This is a genomic window from Peribacillus sp. NPDC046944, assembly GCF_050272735.1.
In the GTDB taxonomy this organism is placed as follows: domain Bacteria; phylum Bacillota; class Bacilli; order Bacillales; family DSM-1321; genus Peribacillus.
The window spans coordinates 167,588-187,678 of record NZ_JBNNML010000006.1 but is presented as its reverse complement, the minus strand read 5'-3'; the positions used below and the strand labels follow the sequence as shown (position 1 = coordinate 187,678).

The window sequence follows — 20,091 nt, the reverse complement described above, 5'->3', positions numbered from 1 at the left end:
TTGATTCGAATCGTGATCGCTGAAGACCAGCGGATGTTACTCGGAGCGCTTGGGTCCATCCTCGACTTGGAAGAGGATATGGAGGTTGTCGGAAAGGCCAGCGATGGAGAAGAAGCCATGAATCTCATAAATCGATTGCAACCGGATATCTGTGTCACGGATATAGAGATGCCAGTGAAAACCGGACTGGATGTTGCGGAAGAGATTAAGAATAAAGGAATCCAATGTAAGGTCATCATTTTGACGACATTTGCCCGTCCCGGTTATTTTGAAAGAGCCAGAAAAGCTGAAGTGGGCGGCTATTTACTTAAAGATAGTCCAAGTGAAGAACTGGCCAATTCCATCCGTGTCATCATGGATGGAAGGCGCATCTACGCCCCAGAGCTTGTGGATATGGCCTTTGAAGAAGAGAACCCATTGACTGAACGAGAAACGCAAGTGCTTGGGCTGATAGCGGACGGAAAGAATACAAAGGAAATTGCCAACCAGCTTTTTCTTACCAATGGGACGGTCCGGAACTATATTTCGGTCATTCTCGATAAACTCGATGTCAGTAATCGTGTGGAAGCGATTGTTCGGTTCAAGGAAAAAGGCTGGTCTAAAGATTAAATAGGATGGGCCATATGGCTTATCCTATTTCTTATGAAATCAGCAACCACTACATAAAACAAATGGTTATGGTATATTGGTTTTTATTACATTAGATGAGTAAAGGGGGACGATTGGTATGGAAAAGGCAATATTTGCTGGTGGTTGTTTTTGGTGCATGGTTACACCATTCGATGAACTGCCAGGCATAGAAGGCATCATCTCCGGTTATTCAGGTGGACAGGTTGAAAACCCTACCTATGAGGAGTTGAAAACGGGGACGACGGGGCATTATGAAGTTGTTGAAATTACGTTCGACCCTCAAGTTTTTGCTTATGAGAGATTGCTTGAATTATATTGGCAGCAAATTGACCCAACCGATGATGGAGGACAATTCCATGACAGAGGAAGCCAATATCGGACGGCCATTTTCTATCATAATGAGACACAGCTCCAATTAGCTCTTGAATCCAAAGAGCGACTAAGTGCAAGCGGAAAATTCAAGAAACCGATCGTTACGGAAATCCTTCCGGCCCAAACTTTTTATCCTGCTGAGGAATATCATCAGGATTATCACAAGAAAAACGAAAAACATTATAAAGAGGACCGTGAGAAATCTGGCCGTGACGAATTTATCAGTCAGAATTGGACGGGTAAATAATTCATCTCGATTCCCAAACCTCTTGTTTCAATATGAAAGCAGCCCTCTTCTAGAAAGATGGCTGTTTTCTTTTTAATCTTTTCAATGGGAATCGTCCATTTCTCATGATATTTTCATATTTCTTCAGTACACTAAGATTTAGGTGGTGTTGAATGATGGATAAACGAATTTTGATCATAGAAGATGAAGAGAAAATCGCAAGGGTGCTGACGTTGGAGCTCAACCATGAAGGGTATCAAACCGAATCGGCTTTTACCGGAAAAACAGGACTCGAGAGGGCGGCAGCGCAAGACTGGGATTTGATTTTACTGGATGTGATGCTCCCTGAGTTAAATGGGATCGAAGTATTAAGACGATTCAGGAAAAAGAATGTTCATACGCCGGTCATCCTTCTGACGGCAAGGGATGCGGTACCGGATAAGGTGAATGGGCTTGATCATGGAGCGAATGATTATGTAACCAAGCCTTTTGAAATAGAGGAATTGCTGGCCAGGATCCGTGCGTGCTTTAGGAGCCAAACTGGCGGCGGCATTAAAGATGTAAAAGAGGATAGTCTAACGATTCACGATTTACAATTGGAACTGGGCACAAGAGATATCCTACGTGCCGGTAAGCGGATTGAGCTGACTTCCCGTGAATTTGATTTGCTGGTCTATCTTTTGCAAAATAAAAATCAGGTTCTGTCACGAGATCAGATCATCTCCCATGTATGGGGATATGATTTTTCTGGAGATACGAATGTGGTGGATGTGTATATCCGGTATTTGCGTAAAAAAATCGACTATCCTTATGATGTGCCTCTCATTCATACTTATCGCGGTGTGGGGTATAGCTTGAAGGAGCCGCTATGAAGATCCGGACAAAAATACAATGGTACTCGAGTTTGTTTTTGACCATCATGCTGGTCTTGTTAAGTGTATTCGTCCTCGTTGCTTTTCTTTGGATTTCTATCGAGCGGGAACAGGATATACTCGAAAATCAGGCAAAGCTACTAGAAGAAAACGTAAAGGTGGGAGCTCTCTTTTCCGGAGATTCAAAGGCGATTGAGCCCTATACGCCGGACGATGGGATGGTGCGGATTTTCAATTCGAACGGTTCCTTGGTAAATCGCTTTGTTGATGAAGATGGACTTGAGGAGCTAGCGGTGAAATCATTTGACGATAAGGGGTATAACTTCGCAAAAGTGGATGGTGAATACGTATTGACTTACCGATCGCCCTATCCGGAGGAAGGCGCTCCGTCGGGGATGATAGAGGTCACCCAAATACAGGATGCCCTCCTTGAACAGTTATCCATGCTGGCGCTTGTGCTCGTTGGTTCATCCTTATTTGTCATTCTCTTATCGGTTATCGCCGGGAAGTGGTTGGCAAACCTTATCCTAAAACCGATTTCCATCATGAGCCGGACCATGTCGGATATTGAGGAAAGCGGAGAATTCAAAGAGATCCCATTGCCGGAGAAATCAAAGGATGAACTTCAGGTAATGGGGGTTGCATTTAACAGGATGATCGGAAGACTTGAACGGAACTTTAATCAGCAACAGCAATTTCTTTCGGATGCCTCGCATGAACTGAAAACGCCGATAACCGTGATAGAAAGCTACGCTTCCTTATTAAAACGTTGGGGCATGAAGGATGAGGCGATTCTAGAAGAGGGAGTTGAGGCGATTCATCATGAAGCGCTCAGGATGAAGCAGCTGACGGGACATCTACTGAAGGCGGCTTCTCAAACGGAAACGTCTTCCGATATGAAGGAAGAGATCGAACTGATTTCATTTTGTGAGCAAATTGCCCAAACGTTCAGACGGACTACGGAACGGGAAGTGACTGTCAGTTCAGAGCTTTCTTCCATCCATACGGAGACGGTTTCAAGTAAGCTCGAACAGATTCTTATAATCTTATTGGACAATGCGATGAAATATAGTGATTCAGCGATTCACATTTCCATTCATGTGAAGGACGGAAGACTGTTGATAGAGGTACTGGATCAGGGTGTAGGCATTTCTGAAGAGCATCTGCCGCACGTGTTCGAGCGTTTTTACCGGGTAGATTCCTCACGGGCAAGGAAAACGGGGGGGAATGGGCTCGGTCTATCAATTGCTCGCTCCCTGGTTGAGTCTCTTGGCGGAAGATTGGCGATTCAAAGTGAAAAGGGAACGGGTACAACCGTCACGATTAGTCTTTCTCATCAAATTCTAATCTAGCATTCATGGTGGCCTCATAGAGAATGGTTATCCTTAAGGTACAACTTAAAGGAGGAATTCATTCATGAAAAAGACATGGGGCAAAATGAAAGAAAACATCAACAAAAGGAAAAAAGCGATCATAACGATATCAGGGGCAGCGGTTTTACTATTCGGTGGTGTTGCCGGAACGGCAGTGTATGCGGTCAACCAGGGAACGTTATCTGAAAAGGATGCTATCAACATGATATCTGGAGAACTTGGTGGCGAGGTTGTCCAAGTCGAAAAAGAGTGGGACGAATATCCGATCACGTATGACATGACCGTTAAAACGGAAGAAGGTTATCAGGACGTGGAAGTCGATGCGAAAGAGGGAACGGTCCTTTCTCAAGAGATGGATGATGATCAGGATGAGGACGCATTGATCCAGGAAGCTTTGAAAACGGCAAAAATCAGCCTGGAAGAAGCTGAAAAGATCGCCCTGAAGCAGGTGGAGGGTCAAATAACGGATCTAGAAGCGGATATGGAAAATGGCATCCTTGTTTATGAATTGGAAATCAAGCAAGACCAGAAGGAATACGATCTAGAAGTTGACGCGAATACAGGCAAAGTGTTAAAAGTGGATTTGGACGATTAAAAAGACCGGGCTGCCTTTCAAAAAGAAGAAGCACCTATTAGCTTAATGACTGATATAGGTTCACCCCCGTTTAAGATAAACGGGGGTGTTTTCATGTCTCGTTCATGTCTTGGAAGTATTTCCGATTATAGAGCACGGCAGGGTGATTAGGCACGAATTCAGATGCTAACTCATTATGCTTGTTAGCTTCACCGTACTTTCCAAGACGGTCATAGCACAAGCAGAGCTGGATATGAGGCAGCCATGTATAGCAACTTCGGTCAATGAAGGGGCTTTTATTTTCTGGAATGGCAACTTGTGTCGCTAAATTGTACCAGAATATGGCGCGTTCATAATCATTTTGCTGCAGATAAATAGAGCCGAGCCGGCAGCAGTTTTCTCCTCTTGGGGTATCGTATTCAAACGATTTTAAGCAACTTTGGATGGCTGGAAGCCAATCTTTGGTCTGGAGAAGGCAATCGGAAATCTTTCCACATGCTTGAATATTATCCTCGCTCCAGCCCTTGCCCTCATCGAGGAAATTTTGATACCATTCAATGGCTCTTTCGTAGTGGCCGTGGTCCTTGCACTCATTTGCAAAATAATATTTGTCACGTGGTGTGAAAGGATGTCCTGCTTCGAGTGCTTTTTCATAGATCTTCAAATTCCGGTCGCTATGGACCTTTTCCTTTTTATGAACAATCGCAATATCCGATTGAAAAATATTCCCCTTCACATCGAGGTATTCATGAACGAATCCAATCCACCGGAAGTTCTTTTCTCGTTTTACGAGCCGGTTTCGACGCGAGCTGAAGCTAGGGTTGCCATGCTCATCAAATGAGAGATGATAGAACATCATGACGGAGTCAACATAACTAGGAAGCGTTTCTTTGAGCGTTAATAACTTTTGCTTATTTTCCATTGTTAAAATGTCATCTGCGTCGAGCCATAGAATATAGTCCTTTGTCGCTTTCGAAAAAGCAAAATTCCTCGCTGCGGCAAAATCATCAATCCATTCAAAATCATACACATGATCTGTGAAAGTGGTAGCGATTTGTTTCGTCTGGTCTGCAGACCCTGTATCGATGATGATTATTTCATCTGCCACTTCACCTACGGAAGTAAGACAGGCAGCAAGCGTGTCTTCTTCATTCTTTACTATCATGCAAAGACTAATCGAGATAGCCATTTTTTCACCTCCGCTACCAGCATATTAATGACTACTCGTATGGGTGTTACGCGGTAAGGTAAAAGGGCATGGGTTTCCCCATTTATAACCTTTGAAAGGTATCCAATGAAAGAGTCATCCCCAATCTATCCACAAAACGTACAGGTTGAGCTCATATTAGAAGGGGATGTGCACAATTTTCGGCCTATAGATTCTTGAAATGTGATACAGATATTGAAATTTGTGGATAAGTGTACTGTTTTAAAAAAATTCCGACGTCATTTGGTGTGGATAACCAAGGAATGTGGATAACTGAACCGGTATCCAGGATTGTTTTCCACAATTCATCCACATCCTAACACCATTCCTTAATTGAATGGTGGATAACCGGTCTTTAATCATTCATGAACTTATTTTTGTAGTGACTTAATGTTAATAAGGGATAAATATAACGATAACTGTGATAATGAATATACAAAAAGTTGGCCATTGCTTGGCCTGCTGGATACTCATTGGCCCAGCACTCTTTTGACCCTTCACGAATGAGATAGGTTATTCCCTTCTTGATTTCAGGTGTTGGCTCTTCTGAAGTGGATATCAGGGCGTCCACTGCCCAGGCCGTATGGGTCAGAGTACTGGTACCGAGTGGAACATATTTTTCTTTTATATCGCTATAGCAAGACTCCCCCCAACCACCATCTTTATTTTGGATTTTCTTCAACCAGCCCACAGATTGCTTTATGGCAGGATGGTCTGAAGAGTGTCCGGCCGCCTTTAGTCCTGTCAAAGCAGACCAAGTCCCATAAAGATAGCAAATTCCCCAGCGTCCATACCATGATCCATCCGGTTCTTGATTATCCAATAGCCAATTGACGGCTTTTTTGCTGACTTTTTCAGGTTTCTTCATATTTGTATAGTTACCTAAGAATTCGAGTGCCCTCCCTGTTAGATCGGGGGTGGAGGGGTCCGTTAACAGGTATTTCGATCCTTCGAAAGGAACAAGGTGGAGCCATTGATGATCATTATTCCGTTCGAATGAAGGGAATCCCCCATCATCATTTTGCATGGAAATCATGAAAGCAACTCCACGTTGCCAGCTGTCCTGATTCGTTGGATTGTGCTTTAATTCATATGCCAATGCGCGCAACGAGGCACTCGTATCATCGACATCGGGGTTCATGGTATTCAAATCGGAAAATCCCCAACCGCCAGGAACAGCTTTTGGGTTATGGATCCGCCAATCGCCAAAGATATGATGCTGACGGCTAAGCAAATATTGATTAGCAGCCTTCACCGTTTGGTCTTTTGAAGATACGCCAGCTTCCTGTAAAGCATAGCTAATCAATGAGGTATTCCATACATGAGGCGTAGTGAACTGGATATGGGTATGGCCATCGATTGAACAGGCCATGCCCTTCAAGCCTTCAACAGCTTTCAGGATGACGGGGTCATCTTTTGAATAGCCGACTGATAGCAAGGCAAAAATCATGAAGAAGGTGGAGCCAAAATAATTATAGAGCGTTCCATCGGGCTCAAGGCGGTCAATCATAAAGCGCTTTGTTGTTTCAAGGGCTAGCGAATGAAGGTAATCGGGAAATCCAATCAAGGACTTAACGGCATTCTGTACGGTAGAGAAGAAGGACCGGTACTCATCAGTTCGATATTCTTCCCATACGTGTTCCTTTGATCGTTCCTCCCGGGTGTGATATAAATCTTTTAGATTAGGAGTGATGGGAGATTTGATCTGGAATTTTTTATGACCTAGAAGAAGTAGCGGAATCATGTTGACCCGTCCGAATACGGAGAGGTCATACATATTAACGGGAGAGACGGGCGGCAATAATATAACTTCTAGAGGCAACGGGAAGATGAGTGGCCATTTGTATTGGCCGGTGACGGTCAGCATCATTTTCGTTAACATTTTGGCTTTTTTGATTCCGCCATGGGCAAGGATGAATTGCTTCGCCTTTTTGATATGGGGATCTTGTTTTTTCCGGAGGCCACTATAGAGAAGCCCATAGTAAGCCTCGATGGTAACGGATAGGTTTCCGTCTTTTTCATCATGGAAGAGTTTCCACGAACCATTTTCCGTCTGTCTGCTTTCAATCCTGTTCACCAATGCCTCTATAAGCGGTTCGTCCTCTATTTGCAGTATTTTCAGTAAGATAATCATATAGGCATCCGCCGTAATCCCGGTGTCAAACGGATAATTCCACGATCCATCCGAAGACTGATCTTGCTTTAACCGGTTAACAAGACGGTTGATTTCCGTATATACATGCTCGCTCAAAGACTTTCCCCCTTTCTAGTCATCCTTTTAAATATATTCACCCACCCCTGTTCCATTCCAAAAGAAACGAAAACACGCCTGAGCACTAATGCTCAGGCGTGTTTTCGTTTCGGGTTCTCAGTCTATTTTACCGGTAAGGGTGGTTGTTTCATGTAACGGTAAATCGGAAGTTCATCGCCTTTGGCCGCAGGGATGAAATTGAAGGTCACGTAACTGTCGATGCCTTCGGGCTCAAGGGTTAGGGCAATGAAGTTGGCATCAGGCTGGGACATATTGAATACATAGCTACCTTTTGGGAAGCTTTGTTTCTTCGTATGGACGGAGGTCGTCACTTCTTTCGTTGCATGTCCATTTTCCAGTTCGTCGGAAACTTTCAAATCTGTTACTTTGTAGCTTTCAACCGGTATAGTGATGGACTTTTTAAGTGTATTCACTTGAACACCCAATCGCTCCAGTTTTTTTGCTACCTCTTTGTACTCGGAAGGGAGGATATAAGCAGTTGGACGATTTCTGACCAGTGTAGGGTAAGCGTCGGTCGAATCAAACCAATCGATGGACGTATCCACCTTTTTGGCTTTTTCCAGATCGATGACCGTTAGTTTTTGGTTCTTGATTCGTTTATTTTCACTTTTTATGACAACCTTATCATTGTCATTTGCTTTTGCGCCTTTTTTGACGACTTCACTTTCTGATTGGCGAACCACTTTTTTCACTTTGGTTGCCTGATCAGCCGTTGCTTTTATGAAGGCAGCCTGTGCTGTAGCTTGTGCATGCACACGTCGCGTGAAATCCGTCCGACCAATATTGATTCCGCGAGTTTCTATTAAATAAGACATCGTATTCTTCAAGCCTAAAGCGTTACGTCCAATCCGTGCCTCCGTGCTTCCTTCTGTGGCCGTCAGCACCCCATCTTCAGAGGTAGCGAGAGTATAGTAGTCCTTATAGGATAGCTTTTCTTTTTCCAATGTCTTAAAAACCTTCGGCAAAAGCAATTCATCGGATGCTTTTCGCAGCTGCTGCGGGATATTTAGATTCTTTGCTGAAGAGATGAGCAAATCATATGAAGCGATTGAGCCATTCTTGCCGACTTTTTTAAGCGGGGCAGGGTTGACCGTGTACTCATGTACGTCAAGAATGACCTCTGGTTCGTAAGCATTTATTGCCCGGTGGATTGTCTGGACTTCAGGATGCTCCACTTTTAAATAGTCCCGATTGGCATCCAAGTTAGTGGCTGTCGTGCGTTTAAAGTAATAGGATCCATCCGGATTCACGCGTGGGACGATGGCGATATTCACTTTATCGAGGACATTGCCAAGCTTCCCTTCTGCTAACCATTGGGCAATGACTAAGGTGGATTCCCCGGCAGCGGGTTCATTGCCATGAATTTGTCCCTGAATCCAGATCAATGGTTTCTTTGAATTCTTTTGCAGTTTTTTTGAGTCCTTACTGAAAAGAAGCATGGGAATATCGCGACCTTCTGTGGATTGACCAATGGTCTTCATTTGAATATGCTTATTTTTATGGGTGAGACCTTCGATGAATGTGTTCATTTCTTCTTGACTGGTAAAAGCAAGTCGATCTTGTTGAAAGGCAGGCGTCTTGAATGAAGTGTCAGGTACAGGAAAGAGGTAGGAGAGATTATCAGGTTGAATATAACTTGGCCCACTCCCATAGTAAGGAGTGAATTCTTCTGCTTGAGCGACGTTGCTATGGCTCGGCAATCCAGTGGCAAGGCTAAGAGAGATGACAGAAACTAAGGTAGGTACGATTTTTTTCACAGATAGTCCTCCTGGAAAAGTCATTTACCATAAATTAACATAATGTGCACAAGAAAAGTAGTCAAAGCTAACGATATGGTAAAAATGATTAATAGAACCTAAGTGTTTATGCCCATATATTATTTTAATGTGTTTTGTAACTGGCTTAAAAGGTCGTCTGTGTCGGCCCCAATAACCAATTCTCCATTAACCATGGCGTAAGGAGATTTCTTGCAAAGCGCACATTCACTTAAACATTCATATTCTTTATACTGAATCCGGGGACTCTTTAAGAATTTTCCATAGACCTCCGAAGTTTGTTCATTGAGGAAACGATCAAGATTATTTTGGCAAAATTCTATTTTGACATGTTCTTTTTTTGTGAAAAGTTTAGTTAGAAAGGTTTTCATCATATCGCTACTTTCGTTGAAGAGTAAATAGATGTTATTTCCATTTTATCATGTAGGAAGGGGGGTGCATAGGTAGAGCTGGACGAACTATCCTAAAGGATGAAAGGAATTCTCGGTAAAGAGTCATCCAGACAATTCCATTATACCCAAGTAATTAGATTTATTAAGTTGACACATAGCGGAGACATGGTAGAATGAAAAGGGAATAATGATAATGAATCTCATTATCATATTTAAGTGACAAACATCATTCTATCGTTCATTTGAAATGAATTTTCATTCAAGCATTAATACATAGTGTCAAATCAATCATATATCACTGTATATTTACTGAGATAGGAAGAGTAGGAAACGTAGATGAAGATTAGATATTTAGTTCTTATGTTAATCGTTTTATCCTTTACTTCTCTATTTATAGGTGTTAAGGATATTACGCCCTTGGATTTATTGGACTTAAGTGATGATAAAGTCCAAATTATGTTGCAAAGCCGTTTTCCTAGAATGGTAACCATTATTATAGCTGGTGTCGTCATGAGCATCAGTGGTCTTATCATGCAGCAATTGAGCAGGAACAAATTTGTATCACCTACAACTGCCGGTACGATGGATTCAGCAAGACTAGGTCTTCTTCTTGCTCTGATCATCTTCCCATCGGCAGCCCTTATAGAGAAAATGGCATTTGCCTTCATCTTCGCCTTGGCTGGTACTTTTCTATTCATGAAAATACTGGACAAAGTAAAATATAAGGATACTATTTTCATACCATTAGTGGGATTGATGTTTGGTAATATCGTTGGATCCATTTCAACTTTCTTTGCTTATAAGTATGATTTAATCCAAAGCCTCAACACTTGGATGAATGGGGATTTCTCGATGATCATGTCGGGTAGGTATGAATTGATATATGCTAGTATCCCGTTAGTCATCGTCGCATATATCTTTGCCAATAAATTCACGGTGGCAGGGATGGGGGAAGAGTTTGCCATCAATCTGGGCCTCAATTACAAATTTGTGGTCAACCTTGGATTGGTTATCGTGGCGCTTGCCTCCACGCTCGTTTTATTAACGGTAGGAACAATTCCTTTCATCGGGTTGATCGTACCTAATATTGTTTCCCTTTACCTTGGTGATAACTTGAAGAAGAGTCTTTCTCATACAGCATTGCTAGGGGCTGTTTTCCTATTAATCTGCGATATTTTGGGCCGGATCATCATTTATCCATTCGAGATTCCGATTGGCCTTGTGGTGGGAGTAATAGGAAGCGCCATATTTATCTATTTGATAATGAGGAGAAAGGCATATGAATAATAAGAATAAGATCATAATATTGGCGGTTCTTGCCGCCGTTTTAACAGCCTTTTACATCTTTTGGGACCTTGGCCCGAATTGGGATTATTCCCTTCCGAGGCGGGTCTGGAAAATTATCGCCATCATCGTAGTGGGGTGTGCGATTGCCTTCGCAACAGTGATATTCCAGACGGTCACTAATAATAAAATACTGACACCAAGCATCTTGGGATTAGATTCCATGTATATGCTCATCCAAACAGCGGTCATTTTCTTGCTTGGCTCGACGCATATCTTGATCACGAATAAAAACCTTAACTTCCTGGTAACGTTGGCCATCATGCTCATCTTTGCCAGTTTGCTTTTCAAATTCATGTTCAAGCAGAACCGGAACATTTATTTCCTACTGCTGATTGGAATCATCTTTGGAACATTATTCGGTAGTATGTCATCCTTCATGCAGGTGTTGATTGACCCGAATGAGTTCCAAATCATACAGAACAAAATGTTCGCGAGTTTCAATAATGTCAATACAGATCTTTTAATCTTGGCTATTGTACTCATGATCGCGGCTATCGCTTACTTCTTTAGATTCATGAAATATTTAGATGTCATGTCCCTTGGTAGGGATCAGGCCGTCAACTTGGGTGTGGATTATGATTACGTCACCAAACGAGTATTGATCGTTGTCACGATACTCATCTCGATTTCAACGGCCCTGATCGGTCCCATCACATTCCTCGGTTTGCTGGTTGCCAATGTCGCGTATCAATTCATCAATTCCTATCAGCATAAAATCATCCTTCCGGGTGCGATGCTGATCAGTGTCATCGCCTTGGTCGGCGGTCAGTTCATTGTTGAGAGGATCTTTACCTTCTCGACTACATTAAGTGTCATCATCAACTTTATCGGCGGTGTATATTTCATCTATCTTCTATTAAAGGAGAATAAATCATGGTAGAAGTTAAAAAATTATTCAAACGGTACAATAATAAAACGGTCGTTGAGGATGTCTCTTTGAAAATCCAAAAAGGAAAGATCACTTCTTTCATTGGACCCAATGGTGCAGGAAAAAGTACGGTCCTCTCCATGATAAGCCGGCTCATTGCCAAAGATTCAGGGGACGTCCTGATTGATGGAAAAGATATGAACAATTTCAAAAGTAACGAGCTTGCGAAGAAGATTGCCATTCTAAAGCAGGCCAACCACATTAACATTCGTTTAACCATTCGTGAACTCGTCGCTTTTGGCCGTTTTCCTTATTCACAAGGGAAACTGACGAAAGAGGATTGGGTATATGTCGATGAAGCGATTGAATATATGGAACTTGCGGATATGCAGGACAAGTTTCTAGACCAGCTTAGTGGTGGACAGCAACAACGGGCATTCATTGCCATGGTCATTGCTCAAAACACAGAATATGTGCTTCTTGACGAACCATTAAACAACTTGGACATGAAGCATTCCGTTCAAATCATGAAGGTTTTAAGAAGACTGACCGATGAATTGGGAAAAACGGTCATCATCGTCATCCATGATATTAATTTTGCTTCTTGTTACTCCGATTACATCGTTGCACTGAAGGATGGAAAGGTTGTCCATAATGGACCGACCGAACAGGTCATCAACTCCAATGTCTTAAAGGAAATATATGATATGGACATTGAAATCCAAAACATCAATGATAATAAGATTTGTGTGTACTTTACTTGAGTTAATCCGTTCATATTGATTTAAAATCACCTAGGATTCAAAGCTTGAACATACTTTAATCTCTATTTTTCAAACTGTTTCAGTAGGCAGGCGCCCAAGATATGGCTGGCTGAAAGGGTTTATAGAAGATATGGTTACAGAAGGCTAATGGTTTCAAAGGTGATTTCAAATATAAAATAACTTTCGAGGTGACTATCTAATGATGAAAAAATTATCTTTATTGCTTTTATTGGCAATGTTGGCAGTCGTAGCTGCAGCTTGTGGATCGAATGATGAAAAAGAAGAATCAAGTACAAAAAAAAATACAAGTGAAACAGCTAAAAGTGAAGAATTCACCGTTAAACACCAATTAGGCGAAACAAAAGTTAAAACGAACCCTGAAAAAGTTGTTGTATTCGATATGGGTGCCCTTGATACTCTGGATAAATTAGACGTAGAGGTAGCGGGTGTTCCTCAAGATAGCCTTCCTAAATACCTTTCTGACTACAAGGAAAGCACTGAAAATGTAGGTGGCTTGAAAGAACCTGACTTCGAAAAGATCAACGAAATGGCTCCTGACCTTATTCTGATCTCAGGTCGTCAATCAGAAGCATATGAAGAATTAAGTGAAATCGCCCCAACTGTATTCGTTGGTGTGGATACTACAAAATATATGGAATCATTTGAAGAAAACGTTACACTTTTAGGTAAGATCTTTGGTAAAGAAGACCAAGCAGCTAAAGAACTTGCAAGCGTTGAAGAAAATATTGATGCTTTGAAGGAAAAAGTTCCTGCTGATAAAAAAGGTTTAATCGTTCTTGCTAATGGTGGAAAAGTAAGTGCATATGGTCTTAACTCAAGATTCGGTATCATTCATGATGTATTCGGCGTTCCTGCTGTAGACGATAAATTAGAAGTATCAACACACGGTCAAAGCATTTCTTTCGAATATATTGCTGAAAAAAACCCGGACTACCTTTTCGTTATTGATAGAGATGCTGTAGTGGGTGATGGTGCTGCTGCGAAAGAAACTGTTGAAAATGACATTGTGAAGAACACAAACGCTTATAAAGATGGCCACATCGTTTATCTTGACCCTAACTACTGGTACTTATCAGGTGGCGGATTAGAATCCGTTAATGAAATGGTTAATGAAATCTCTGAAGGCCTTAAGTAATTCATGAATCCCGAAATGCCTGTTCCCACTTTATGTGAGAACAGGCATTTTTTTATTGGCTAACACAATCGCAGAGGTGGAAACATACCTTTAAGAAATTAACGAAACAGAGTGCGTAAAATTATTTTTCTTCCTATTATAATGCTCCTCACGGAGTGCTCATGAAAACGAGTAAGATGGTGTGTATCTTACAATAAATCGAAATGAAAAAAATCTCATGCAGGTTACAAAATTATTTTTTTATGGAGAATGAATCATTTTTGAGGACAATCCGTATATATTAAGGAATGTCTTAAGGGAAATTGGAGAACCAGGAAAGAAGGAGAATGGTGTCGATAGAAGACGATATCTTGTGGATAACATTAGCCCGCTCATAATCGTATGAGCCATCTCAAATCGTTACGAAGTGGGGGGAGGAGAAAGGGTTTTGGATCTTCATTGGGCGAAAACTACAGTTGGTTTCAAGATGTCGAATGATCGGACAAGAAAAAAAGGAATTATAGTAAAGGGATGACAAAATAAAACGATGAATTTTCCGATAATTTCCGAAAAGCTGTTTACATATTTTGTAAAGTTGTGGTCTTTTCGTAAGGAGTCGTTTATAATGGTAAAGGCTTAGGAGATTTGAAATCGGGATGGAAATATCATTCGTCGTTGCCAGGAAACATGGGTTATATTTATTGGAATATAACAGGAGCTTCCTATATATTTAAAGGTATAGGTATTGAAACTTTTTTGGATGGGGAATAATGACAGACGAGAAAAAACACGTGACATTTGAAAGTTTTGTGCATTCTTGACTATAGAAGCAAAAGAGTGCTATCATAAGGTTTGCGAATTTCCGTCTTCTGTAAGAAAGTAAAAGTTTACTATATACCACTAGTTTAATAGAGGTGAAAGCATGAAAAATTTCTTGAAAAAAGGCCAGCATTTATTTATAAATAACATACTAGGCTTTTTTGTTGTTGCTATAGTCTTGTTTTGGATAAAAACCTACATTGGTTATCGAATGGAATTCAATTTAGGCCTAGAGAATGGATTACAACAGTTCTTACTTTTCATTAACCCAGTTAGCTCAGCTATCTTGTTTTTCGGCTTGGCATTATTGGTGAGAGGTAAAAAGTCGTTCAAATGGGTTATCAGGTTAAACCTATTGATGTCCTTATGGTTATTCTTTAATATTGTGTATTACCGTTCCTTTACGGATTTCATTACACTACCAACCTTGACGCAAGTGCAAAATGCCGGAGATTTGGGACCGAGTGTTTTAGCATTATTTAAATCTTATGACGTATTTTATTTCCTAGATACGGTTCTTTTAATGGTTCTATATAAATTCAAAGACGTTAAATTGGAAAACGTTAAAGTTAAACGTCGTACAATAGCATTGGTCTACCTTACTGGACTTGTGATTTTCGCTATCAATTTGGGACTGGCTGAAAAAGACCGCCCCCAATTATTATCAAGAACATTTGATCGGAACTACATTGTTAAGTATCTTGGCATGTTCAACTATACTGTATACGATGCCGTTCAAAACACTAAAACGTACGCTCAGCGTGCAACGGCCAACAGCACGGATATTGCAGAAGTCGTCAACTATACAAAAGCGACAAGTGCAGAGCCGAATCCGGAATACTTCGGTAAAGCAAAAGGCAAGAACGTTATCTACTTGCATTTGGAATCAATGCAGAATTTCTTGATCGACTATAAGTTGAATGGAGAAGAGGTTACTCCTTTCCTAAATTCACTTGCACATAATGAGTCGGACTTCATGTATTTTGATAACTTCTTCCATCAGGTTGGTCAAGGAAAGACAGCGGATGCTGAATTCATGCTTGAGAATTCATTGTTCGGTTTACCACAGGGAGCAGCATTCACTACTCAATCGCAAAATACGTATCAAGCAGCACCGGCTATCCTAGGACAAAATGGATACACTTCCGCCGTGTTCCATGGTAACTATAAATCCTTCTGGAACCGGGATAAGATGTATAAGTCACTTGGATTCGATAATTTCTTTGATGCCGCACATTACAATATGGACAACAAAGATGAAGTGTTGAGTTATGGATTAATGGATAAGCCTTTCTTTAAAGAATCGATTCCTATGTTAGAAACGCTTCAACAGCCTTTCTATACAAAGTTCATAACTGTATCCCATCATTTCCCTTATGCCATGGACCAAGAGAAAACAACAATCGAAAAACATACAACAGGGGATGCATCGGTTGATAGTTATTTCCAGACAGCTCGCTATGCTGACGAAGCCCTTAAAGAATTCTTCGATTATCTGAAGGAATCAGGTTTGTATGATAACTCTGTCATCATCATGTATGGTGATCATTACGGTATCTCGGAAAATCATACAGATGCGATGTCAAAAGTGCTTGATAAAGAAGTGGGCACGTTTGAAAATGCTCAGCTACAACGTGTACCATTATTGATTCATGTTCCAGGTGTTGAAGGTGGGGAAATGCACCAATACGGAGGTCAAATCGATCTTCTTCCAACCATGCTTCATTTACTCGGAATAGAATCCAATGATTATGTACAATTCGGTTCAGATCTATTGTCAAAAGATCATAATGAAATTGTACCTTTCCGTAATGGAGACTTCGTATCGCCAGAAGTTACTTCTATCAAAGGAAAATACTATGACTCGAAAACTGGGGAATTGGTCGAGGAAAATGAAGACATCCTCAACTCTAAATCTAGAGTGGAGACCATGCTCAATTTATCCGACAAAGTCGTGAATGGTGACTTGCTTCGTTTCTATTCACCGAAGGGCTTTGAACCAATCGACCCAGCAGATTACGATTATACGTACAAAGAAGATGAATCGAACCAGGTTGATCCGGATAAGAAATAATGAAAGAAAGCAGGGTGGGAAGCAAATGCTTCCCACCCTGCTTTCTTTAGGTATCTTAAGACTTTGAAGTCATCATGGCAATGTACTTTTTGATTTCTTCGGGATTTCCTGCGTATTTTTCGGCACGCTGTTCATCTTTAAGTAGTTTATCTTTTGCCTTTTTTAAAATTTCCTCACCTTTAGACTGAGGGACGACGACTACTCCATCCATGTCCCCAATAACCAAGTCCCCTGGGTTTACGGTGACTCCACCACAGGAAATGGGCAAATTGGTCTCTCCCACTCCATATTTTCCACTTGAGGCAACGGTGGTGCCTTTGCTGAATACAGGAAAATCAATTTCCTTAATAGCACCGAGATCACGTATCACTCCATCAACCACGAGTGCCCCAATTTGCATCGTCTTCATCATGCCAATGACGAAGTCACCAGCAATGGCCCGGTATGTATCTCCTTTACTATCGACCACCAATATATCCCCTGGACGTGCCTCGCCGATTGCTTTTAACACGGCTGAGTTATCACCAACGGGTAATTGAACCGTATATGCCCGGCCGGCAAACCTATACCCTTCCTTTAAGGGCTTAATGCCTGAATCTACGTTGTTCATGCCCTCCATTGCATCTGAAATGGCCGTGGTAGGAATCTCTTTGAATTGTTGAATTAAATGATCCATATTCTTCATCCTCCTCATTTTAAAAAGACACCTTCATTATACATGTTATTTTAATTTTCTGATAAATATAGGTCTGAGAAGATTTCGCTAGTCGACCTGCTCACATTATTCCATTAGTAAAGCCCATCCTTATACAAGGATGGGCTTTATATATCAGTTGGAGACGAGTGATAATTGACCGTCTTCCATCTTATACACTTTATCGCAATATTGTAGCATGCGTTCATCATGGGTTACCATGATGGCTGCTTTCTTCCGTGACTTAACTTCTTTGGAGATAAGTTGGACGACTTCATGTCCTCGTTTGGAATCAAGGCTTGCAGTTGGTTCATCTGCAAGTATGATATTGGGTTGGTTCATGAAGGCTCTGGCGATGGCTGTCCGTTGGCGTTCTCCGCCTGATAACTCGTTTGGAAACTTACTCATTTTACTTCCTAGACCTAAGTCAGTGAGTAGACTTTTAGCAAATGCTTTATCTTGCTTTGTGATCTTGCCTGCCATTTTTTTCACGACAAGTAATTGGTCAAGTACCGTTAAATACGGTATGAGGTTCGATGTTTGTAAGATAAAACCGATATCGTTCAAACGGACATTGGCCAGTTCTTTCGCATTGAGGCCACCTAGATCCTTACCATTCAGGCTGACTGCACCTGCAGAAGCTTGAAGGAGGGCTCCTGCTATGGAAAGGAAGGTACTTTTACCAGAACCGGATGGGCCAATGACGGCCACAAATTCCCCTTGTTCGACGGATAAAGAAACATCTTGAAGGGCCGCTATCTTATGGCCACCCTCTTCGTAAAATTTCGATACATGTTCAAGTTGTAATCCAGTCATTATTCTGCCCTCCCAATAGCTTGCAATGGATCGATTTTCGTGATTTTACGAACTGAAATCCATGAACTTACAACGGATATGATAAGTAAAATTATGCTGTAGATAATCACTAACTTCGTATCCAGTTCAAATGGCATGCCTGCTGGTAAGATAAGTGCCGTACCATATGTTAAGAGGATACCTACGATTATACTGATAAGTGATAATAGGAACACTTGGGAAACAATCGCTTTACCAAGGAACCCATTGCTTGCTCCAATCGCTTTCATGATGCCAAATTGGTTGGATTTTTGTAGCGTTAGTACATAGAAGAATACACCTAGGACGAAAGCTGAAATCGCAAGAAGGAAGACAAGCATCATAACGATTGTCCCATTTTCTTCCACGTAACCTGGCATACCTTGAACCGCTTGGGATTTAGTAACGATATCATAACCCTTGAATTCTTTATTTATGGAATCAACGTCAATATCTTTGCCTTGAAGCATAATGGCGTTAACAGGTTCATTGACTCCATTATCGGAACCAGGAGCCGCATAGTGAATGCTCCGCCACTTATCAAGTGTTGTAAAGACGGATGTCACATGGTTGTATGTTTGATTTTCTGTAAATCCAACAATCGTAACTTTCTCTGTCGTTCCTTCCAATTCCAAGGTATCGCCAAGCTTAAAGCCTTCTTCCTTGAATGAATCATTTACGACAACATCTTTGGGACGATCTTTAGATAGAGCATGTCCTTCGATGATTTCAGGCTCCAGGAAGCTACCGGGTTCTATCGCAAGCAAGGCGATATCCGTTTTTTCCTCCGTTGCGTCAGTATCCCCTTTTAAAACAGTTGCCATTGAATGTCCCATGGGAGATACAGCTTTGACTTCCGGGAATTCCTTTAGTTCATCTGCAAGATCTCCACTAAACATGGACCGTGTCATCGAGTTTCGGGATCCTTCTTCAAAGACTACATAATCGGCATCCATATTCTTGAAGGATGCGGCACTTAATGTAGAAAGTCCATTGCCAAGTCCTGAAAGGATGAAGACTAGCCAAGATATGAGCACTAGGATGATACCTATCATCATGAATCGGAATTTTCCGTGCTTGAGTTCCTTTAGTGCAAGATACATCGTAACACCTCTTTAGTTTTATAGTGATTAGTCAGTTATGACTATTACTCCTAAAGTATAGTACCGTCTGTATTAATAGTCAAATAGAAATTCCATGCAAACAAAAAACCCCACCGAGTAGGAAGTGCACGCTACTTGGCAAGGGGTTAGACTATCATGTACTTTTCAGTTCTTTCAGCTGATCCTTGAGGGTGAGTACGGTGTTCTTGATGAATTCCGTTTCTGCTTCAAGCATGGCAATCTTATGAGCTACGGCAAAATCGACGCCATGTCCTGAACCGTGTACGGGAGTCTTTTTTAACACGGTAATCAGTTTCGCATTCTCTGTGAGCTTGTTTTCAAGAGCTGGAATGACATTTTCCAAGGGGAGGTGATCAATGAACATCAGGCCGATATCCCCGCTGAACTTTACACTTTCCGCAGAGGAGAGGTTTTGAATGAGCAGCTCGTAGAAATATTGTTTTCCCTTTTCATTAATGGAATACACTTTACGAGGTGGTCTGTTGCCTTCTTGCTCAGTGTGTACCTCAATGTAGCCTTGTTTACTTAATTTATCTAATGTTGCATAAGCGGTTGGCTTCTTCATATCTGTAATGGTACTTAAGTTTCTTTCTATGAATTCATTAATTTGGTAGCCATGTTGACTCTGGGCCATAAGTAATCCAAGTAAAATAAGTGATCGAGTATCCATAATGGGGCCCCTTTCCGATGGTATCTACTCTTATAGTAGCATGTTTTACATCAAATCTATAGCAAGAGT

The 20,091-nt window shown here is 41.4% G+C and carries 18 protein-coding genes; 10 read left to right on the top strand and 8 right to left on the bottom strand.

The window, feature by feature from the left end:
• The 5 genes from ACQKIC_RS13175 to ACQKIC_RS13155 all read left to right on the top strand — a co-directional run bounded on the left by ACQKIC_RS13175 (position 1) and on the right by ACQKIC_RS13155 (position 4,068).
• Complete coding sequence (locus tag ACQKIC_RS13175; RefSeq protein ID WP_402870835.1) at positions 1 to 609, top strand: response regulator; 609 nt, start codon at positions 1 to 3, stop codon at positions 607 to 609.
• A gap of 118 nt (positions 610 to 727) precedes the next feature.
• Positions 728 to 1,249, top strand: a complete 522-nt coding sequence (gene msrA / locus ACQKIC_RS13170) for a peptide-methionine (S)-S-oxide reductase MsrA (protein ID WP_427591413.1) — start codon at positions 728 to 730, stop codon at positions 1,247 to 1,249.
• A 155-nt stretch (positions 1,250 to 1,404) separates the two neighbouring features.
• Positions 1,405 to 2,100: a response regulator transcription factor gene (locus ACQKIC_RS13165; protein ID WP_427591507.1), complete on the top strand. Its 696-nt coding sequence runs from the start codon at positions 1,405 to 1,407 to the stop codon at positions 2,098 to 2,100.
• A complete protein-coding gene (locus ACQKIC_RS13160; RefSeq protein ID WP_427591412.1) occupies positions 2,097 to 3,452 on the top strand; it encodes a sensor histidine kinase in 1,356 nt (451 codons plus the stop codon). The genes ACQKIC_RS13165 and ACQKIC_RS13160 overlap by 4 nt, the downstream gene beginning before the upstream one ends.
• Before the next feature lie 64 nt (positions 3,453 to 3,516).
• Positions 3,517 to 4,068, top strand: coding sequence for a PepSY domain-containing protein (locus ACQKIC_RS13155; RefSeq protein ID WP_427591411.1), 552 nt, complete (start codon positions 3,517 to 3,519; stop codon positions 4,066 to 4,068).
• A gap of 91 nt (positions 4,069 to 4,159) precedes the next feature.
• Here the strand turns inward: ACQKIC_RS13155 and ACQKIC_RS13150 are convergent, their stop codons facing one another.
• The 4 genes from ACQKIC_RS13150 to ACQKIC_RS13135 form a co-directional block, all read right to left on the bottom strand.
• Entirely contained in the window at positions 4,160 to 5,236 is a 1,077-nt protein-coding gene (locus tag ACQKIC_RS13150; protein WP_427591410.1) for a tetratricopeptide repeat-containing glycosyltransferase family 2 protein, read from the bottom strand.
• 373 nt (positions 5,237 to 5,609) lie between these two features.
• Positions 5,610 to 7,505, bottom strand: coding sequence for a squalene--hopene cyclase (gene shc, locus ACQKIC_RS13145; protein ID WP_402870851.1), 1,896 nt, complete (start codon positions 7,503 to 7,505; stop codon positions 5,610 to 5,612).
• 122 nt (positions 7,506 to 7,627) lie between these two features.
• A complete protein-coding gene (locus ACQKIC_RS13140; protein WP_402990049.1) occupies positions 7,628 to 9,283 on the bottom strand; it encodes a M14 family metallopeptidase in 1,656 nt (551 codons plus the stop codon).
• A 119-nt stretch (positions 9,284 to 9,402) separates the two neighbouring features.
• The gene (locus ACQKIC_RS13135; RefSeq protein ID WP_403124269.1) at positions 9,403 to 9,672 is read right to left on the bottom strand and encodes a DUF1450 domain-containing protein; all 270 of its coding nucleotides are present in this window, start codon (positions 9,670 to 9,672) and stop codon (positions 9,403 to 9,405) included.
• A gap of 357 nt (positions 9,673 to 10,029) precedes the next feature.
• Between ACQKIC_RS13135 and ACQKIC_RS13130 the strand changes: the two genes are divergently transcribed.
• The 5 genes from ACQKIC_RS13130 to ACQKIC_RS13110 all read left to right on the top strand — a co-directional run bounded on the left by ACQKIC_RS13130 (position 10,030) and on the right by ACQKIC_RS13110 (position 16,700).
• On the top strand, positions 10,030 to 10,980 hold the full coding sequence (locus tag ACQKIC_RS13130) for an ABC transporter permease (RefSeq protein ID WP_402870859.1): 951 nt from the start codon (positions 10,030 to 10,032) through the stop codon (positions 10,978 to 10,980).
• Positions 10,973 to 11,920, top strand: coding sequence for an iron chelate uptake ABC transporter family permease subunit (locus ACQKIC_RS13125; RefSeq protein WP_402954427.1), 948 nt, complete (start codon positions 10,973 to 10,975; stop codon positions 11,918 to 11,920). Before ACQKIC_RS13130 ends, ACQKIC_RS13125 begins: the two co-directional genes overlap by 8 nt.
• On the top strand, positions 11,914 to 12,672 hold the full coding sequence (locus tag ACQKIC_RS13120; RefSeq protein WP_402870864.1) for an ABC transporter ATP-binding protein: 759 nt from the start codon (positions 11,914 to 11,916) through the stop codon (positions 12,670 to 12,672). Before ACQKIC_RS13125 ends, ACQKIC_RS13120 begins: the two co-directional genes overlap by 7 nt.
• Positions 12,673 to 12,874: 202 nt before the next feature.
• Entirely contained in the window at positions 12,875 to 13,828 is a 954-nt protein-coding gene (locus ACQKIC_RS13115) for a siderophore ABC transporter substrate-binding protein (protein WP_402990083.1), read from the top strand.
• Positions 13,829 to 14,729: 901 nt separating this feature from the next.
• Positions 14,730 to 16,700 (top strand): LTA synthase family protein, encoded by a 1,971-nt coding sequence (locus ACQKIC_RS13110; protein WP_427591409.1) that lies wholly within the window; start codon positions 14,730 to 14,732, stop codon positions 16,698 to 16,700.
• Between the two features lie 55 nt (positions 16,701 to 16,755).
• On the opposite strand, the gene ACQKIC_RS13105 is transcribed toward ACQKIC_RS13110, so the two are convergent.
• From ACQKIC_RS13105 to ACQKIC_RS13090, 4 genes are all read right to left on the bottom strand, one after another.
• Positions 16,756 to 17,376 (bottom strand): RraA family protein, encoded by a 621-nt coding sequence (locus ACQKIC_RS13105; RefSeq protein ID WP_427591408.1) that lies wholly within the window; start codon positions 17,374 to 17,376, stop codon positions 16,756 to 16,758.
• Positions 17,377 to 17,529: 153 nt separating this feature from the next.
• Positions 17,530 to 18,210 (bottom strand): ABC transporter ATP-binding protein, encoded by a 681-nt coding sequence (locus ACQKIC_RS13100; protein WP_427591407.1) that lies wholly within the window; start codon positions 18,208 to 18,210, stop codon positions 17,530 to 17,532.
• Positions 18,210 to 19,331: an ABC transporter permease gene (locus ACQKIC_RS13095; RefSeq protein WP_402870875.1), complete on the bottom strand. Its 1,122-nt coding sequence runs from the start codon at positions 19,329 to 19,331 to the stop codon at positions 18,210 to 18,212. The genes ACQKIC_RS13100 and ACQKIC_RS13095 overlap by 1 nt, the downstream gene beginning before the upstream one ends.
• Positions 19,332 to 19,485: 154 nt before the next feature.
• Positions 19,486 to 20,022 carry a PadR family transcriptional regulator gene (locus ACQKIC_RS13090; RefSeq protein WP_402870878.1) on the bottom strand — a complete coding sequence of 179 codons (537 nt, stop codon included), beginning with the start codon at positions 20,020 to 20,022 and terminating at the stop codon, positions 19,486 to 19,488.
• Between the last annotated feature and the right edge of the window lie 69 nt (positions 20,023 to 20,091).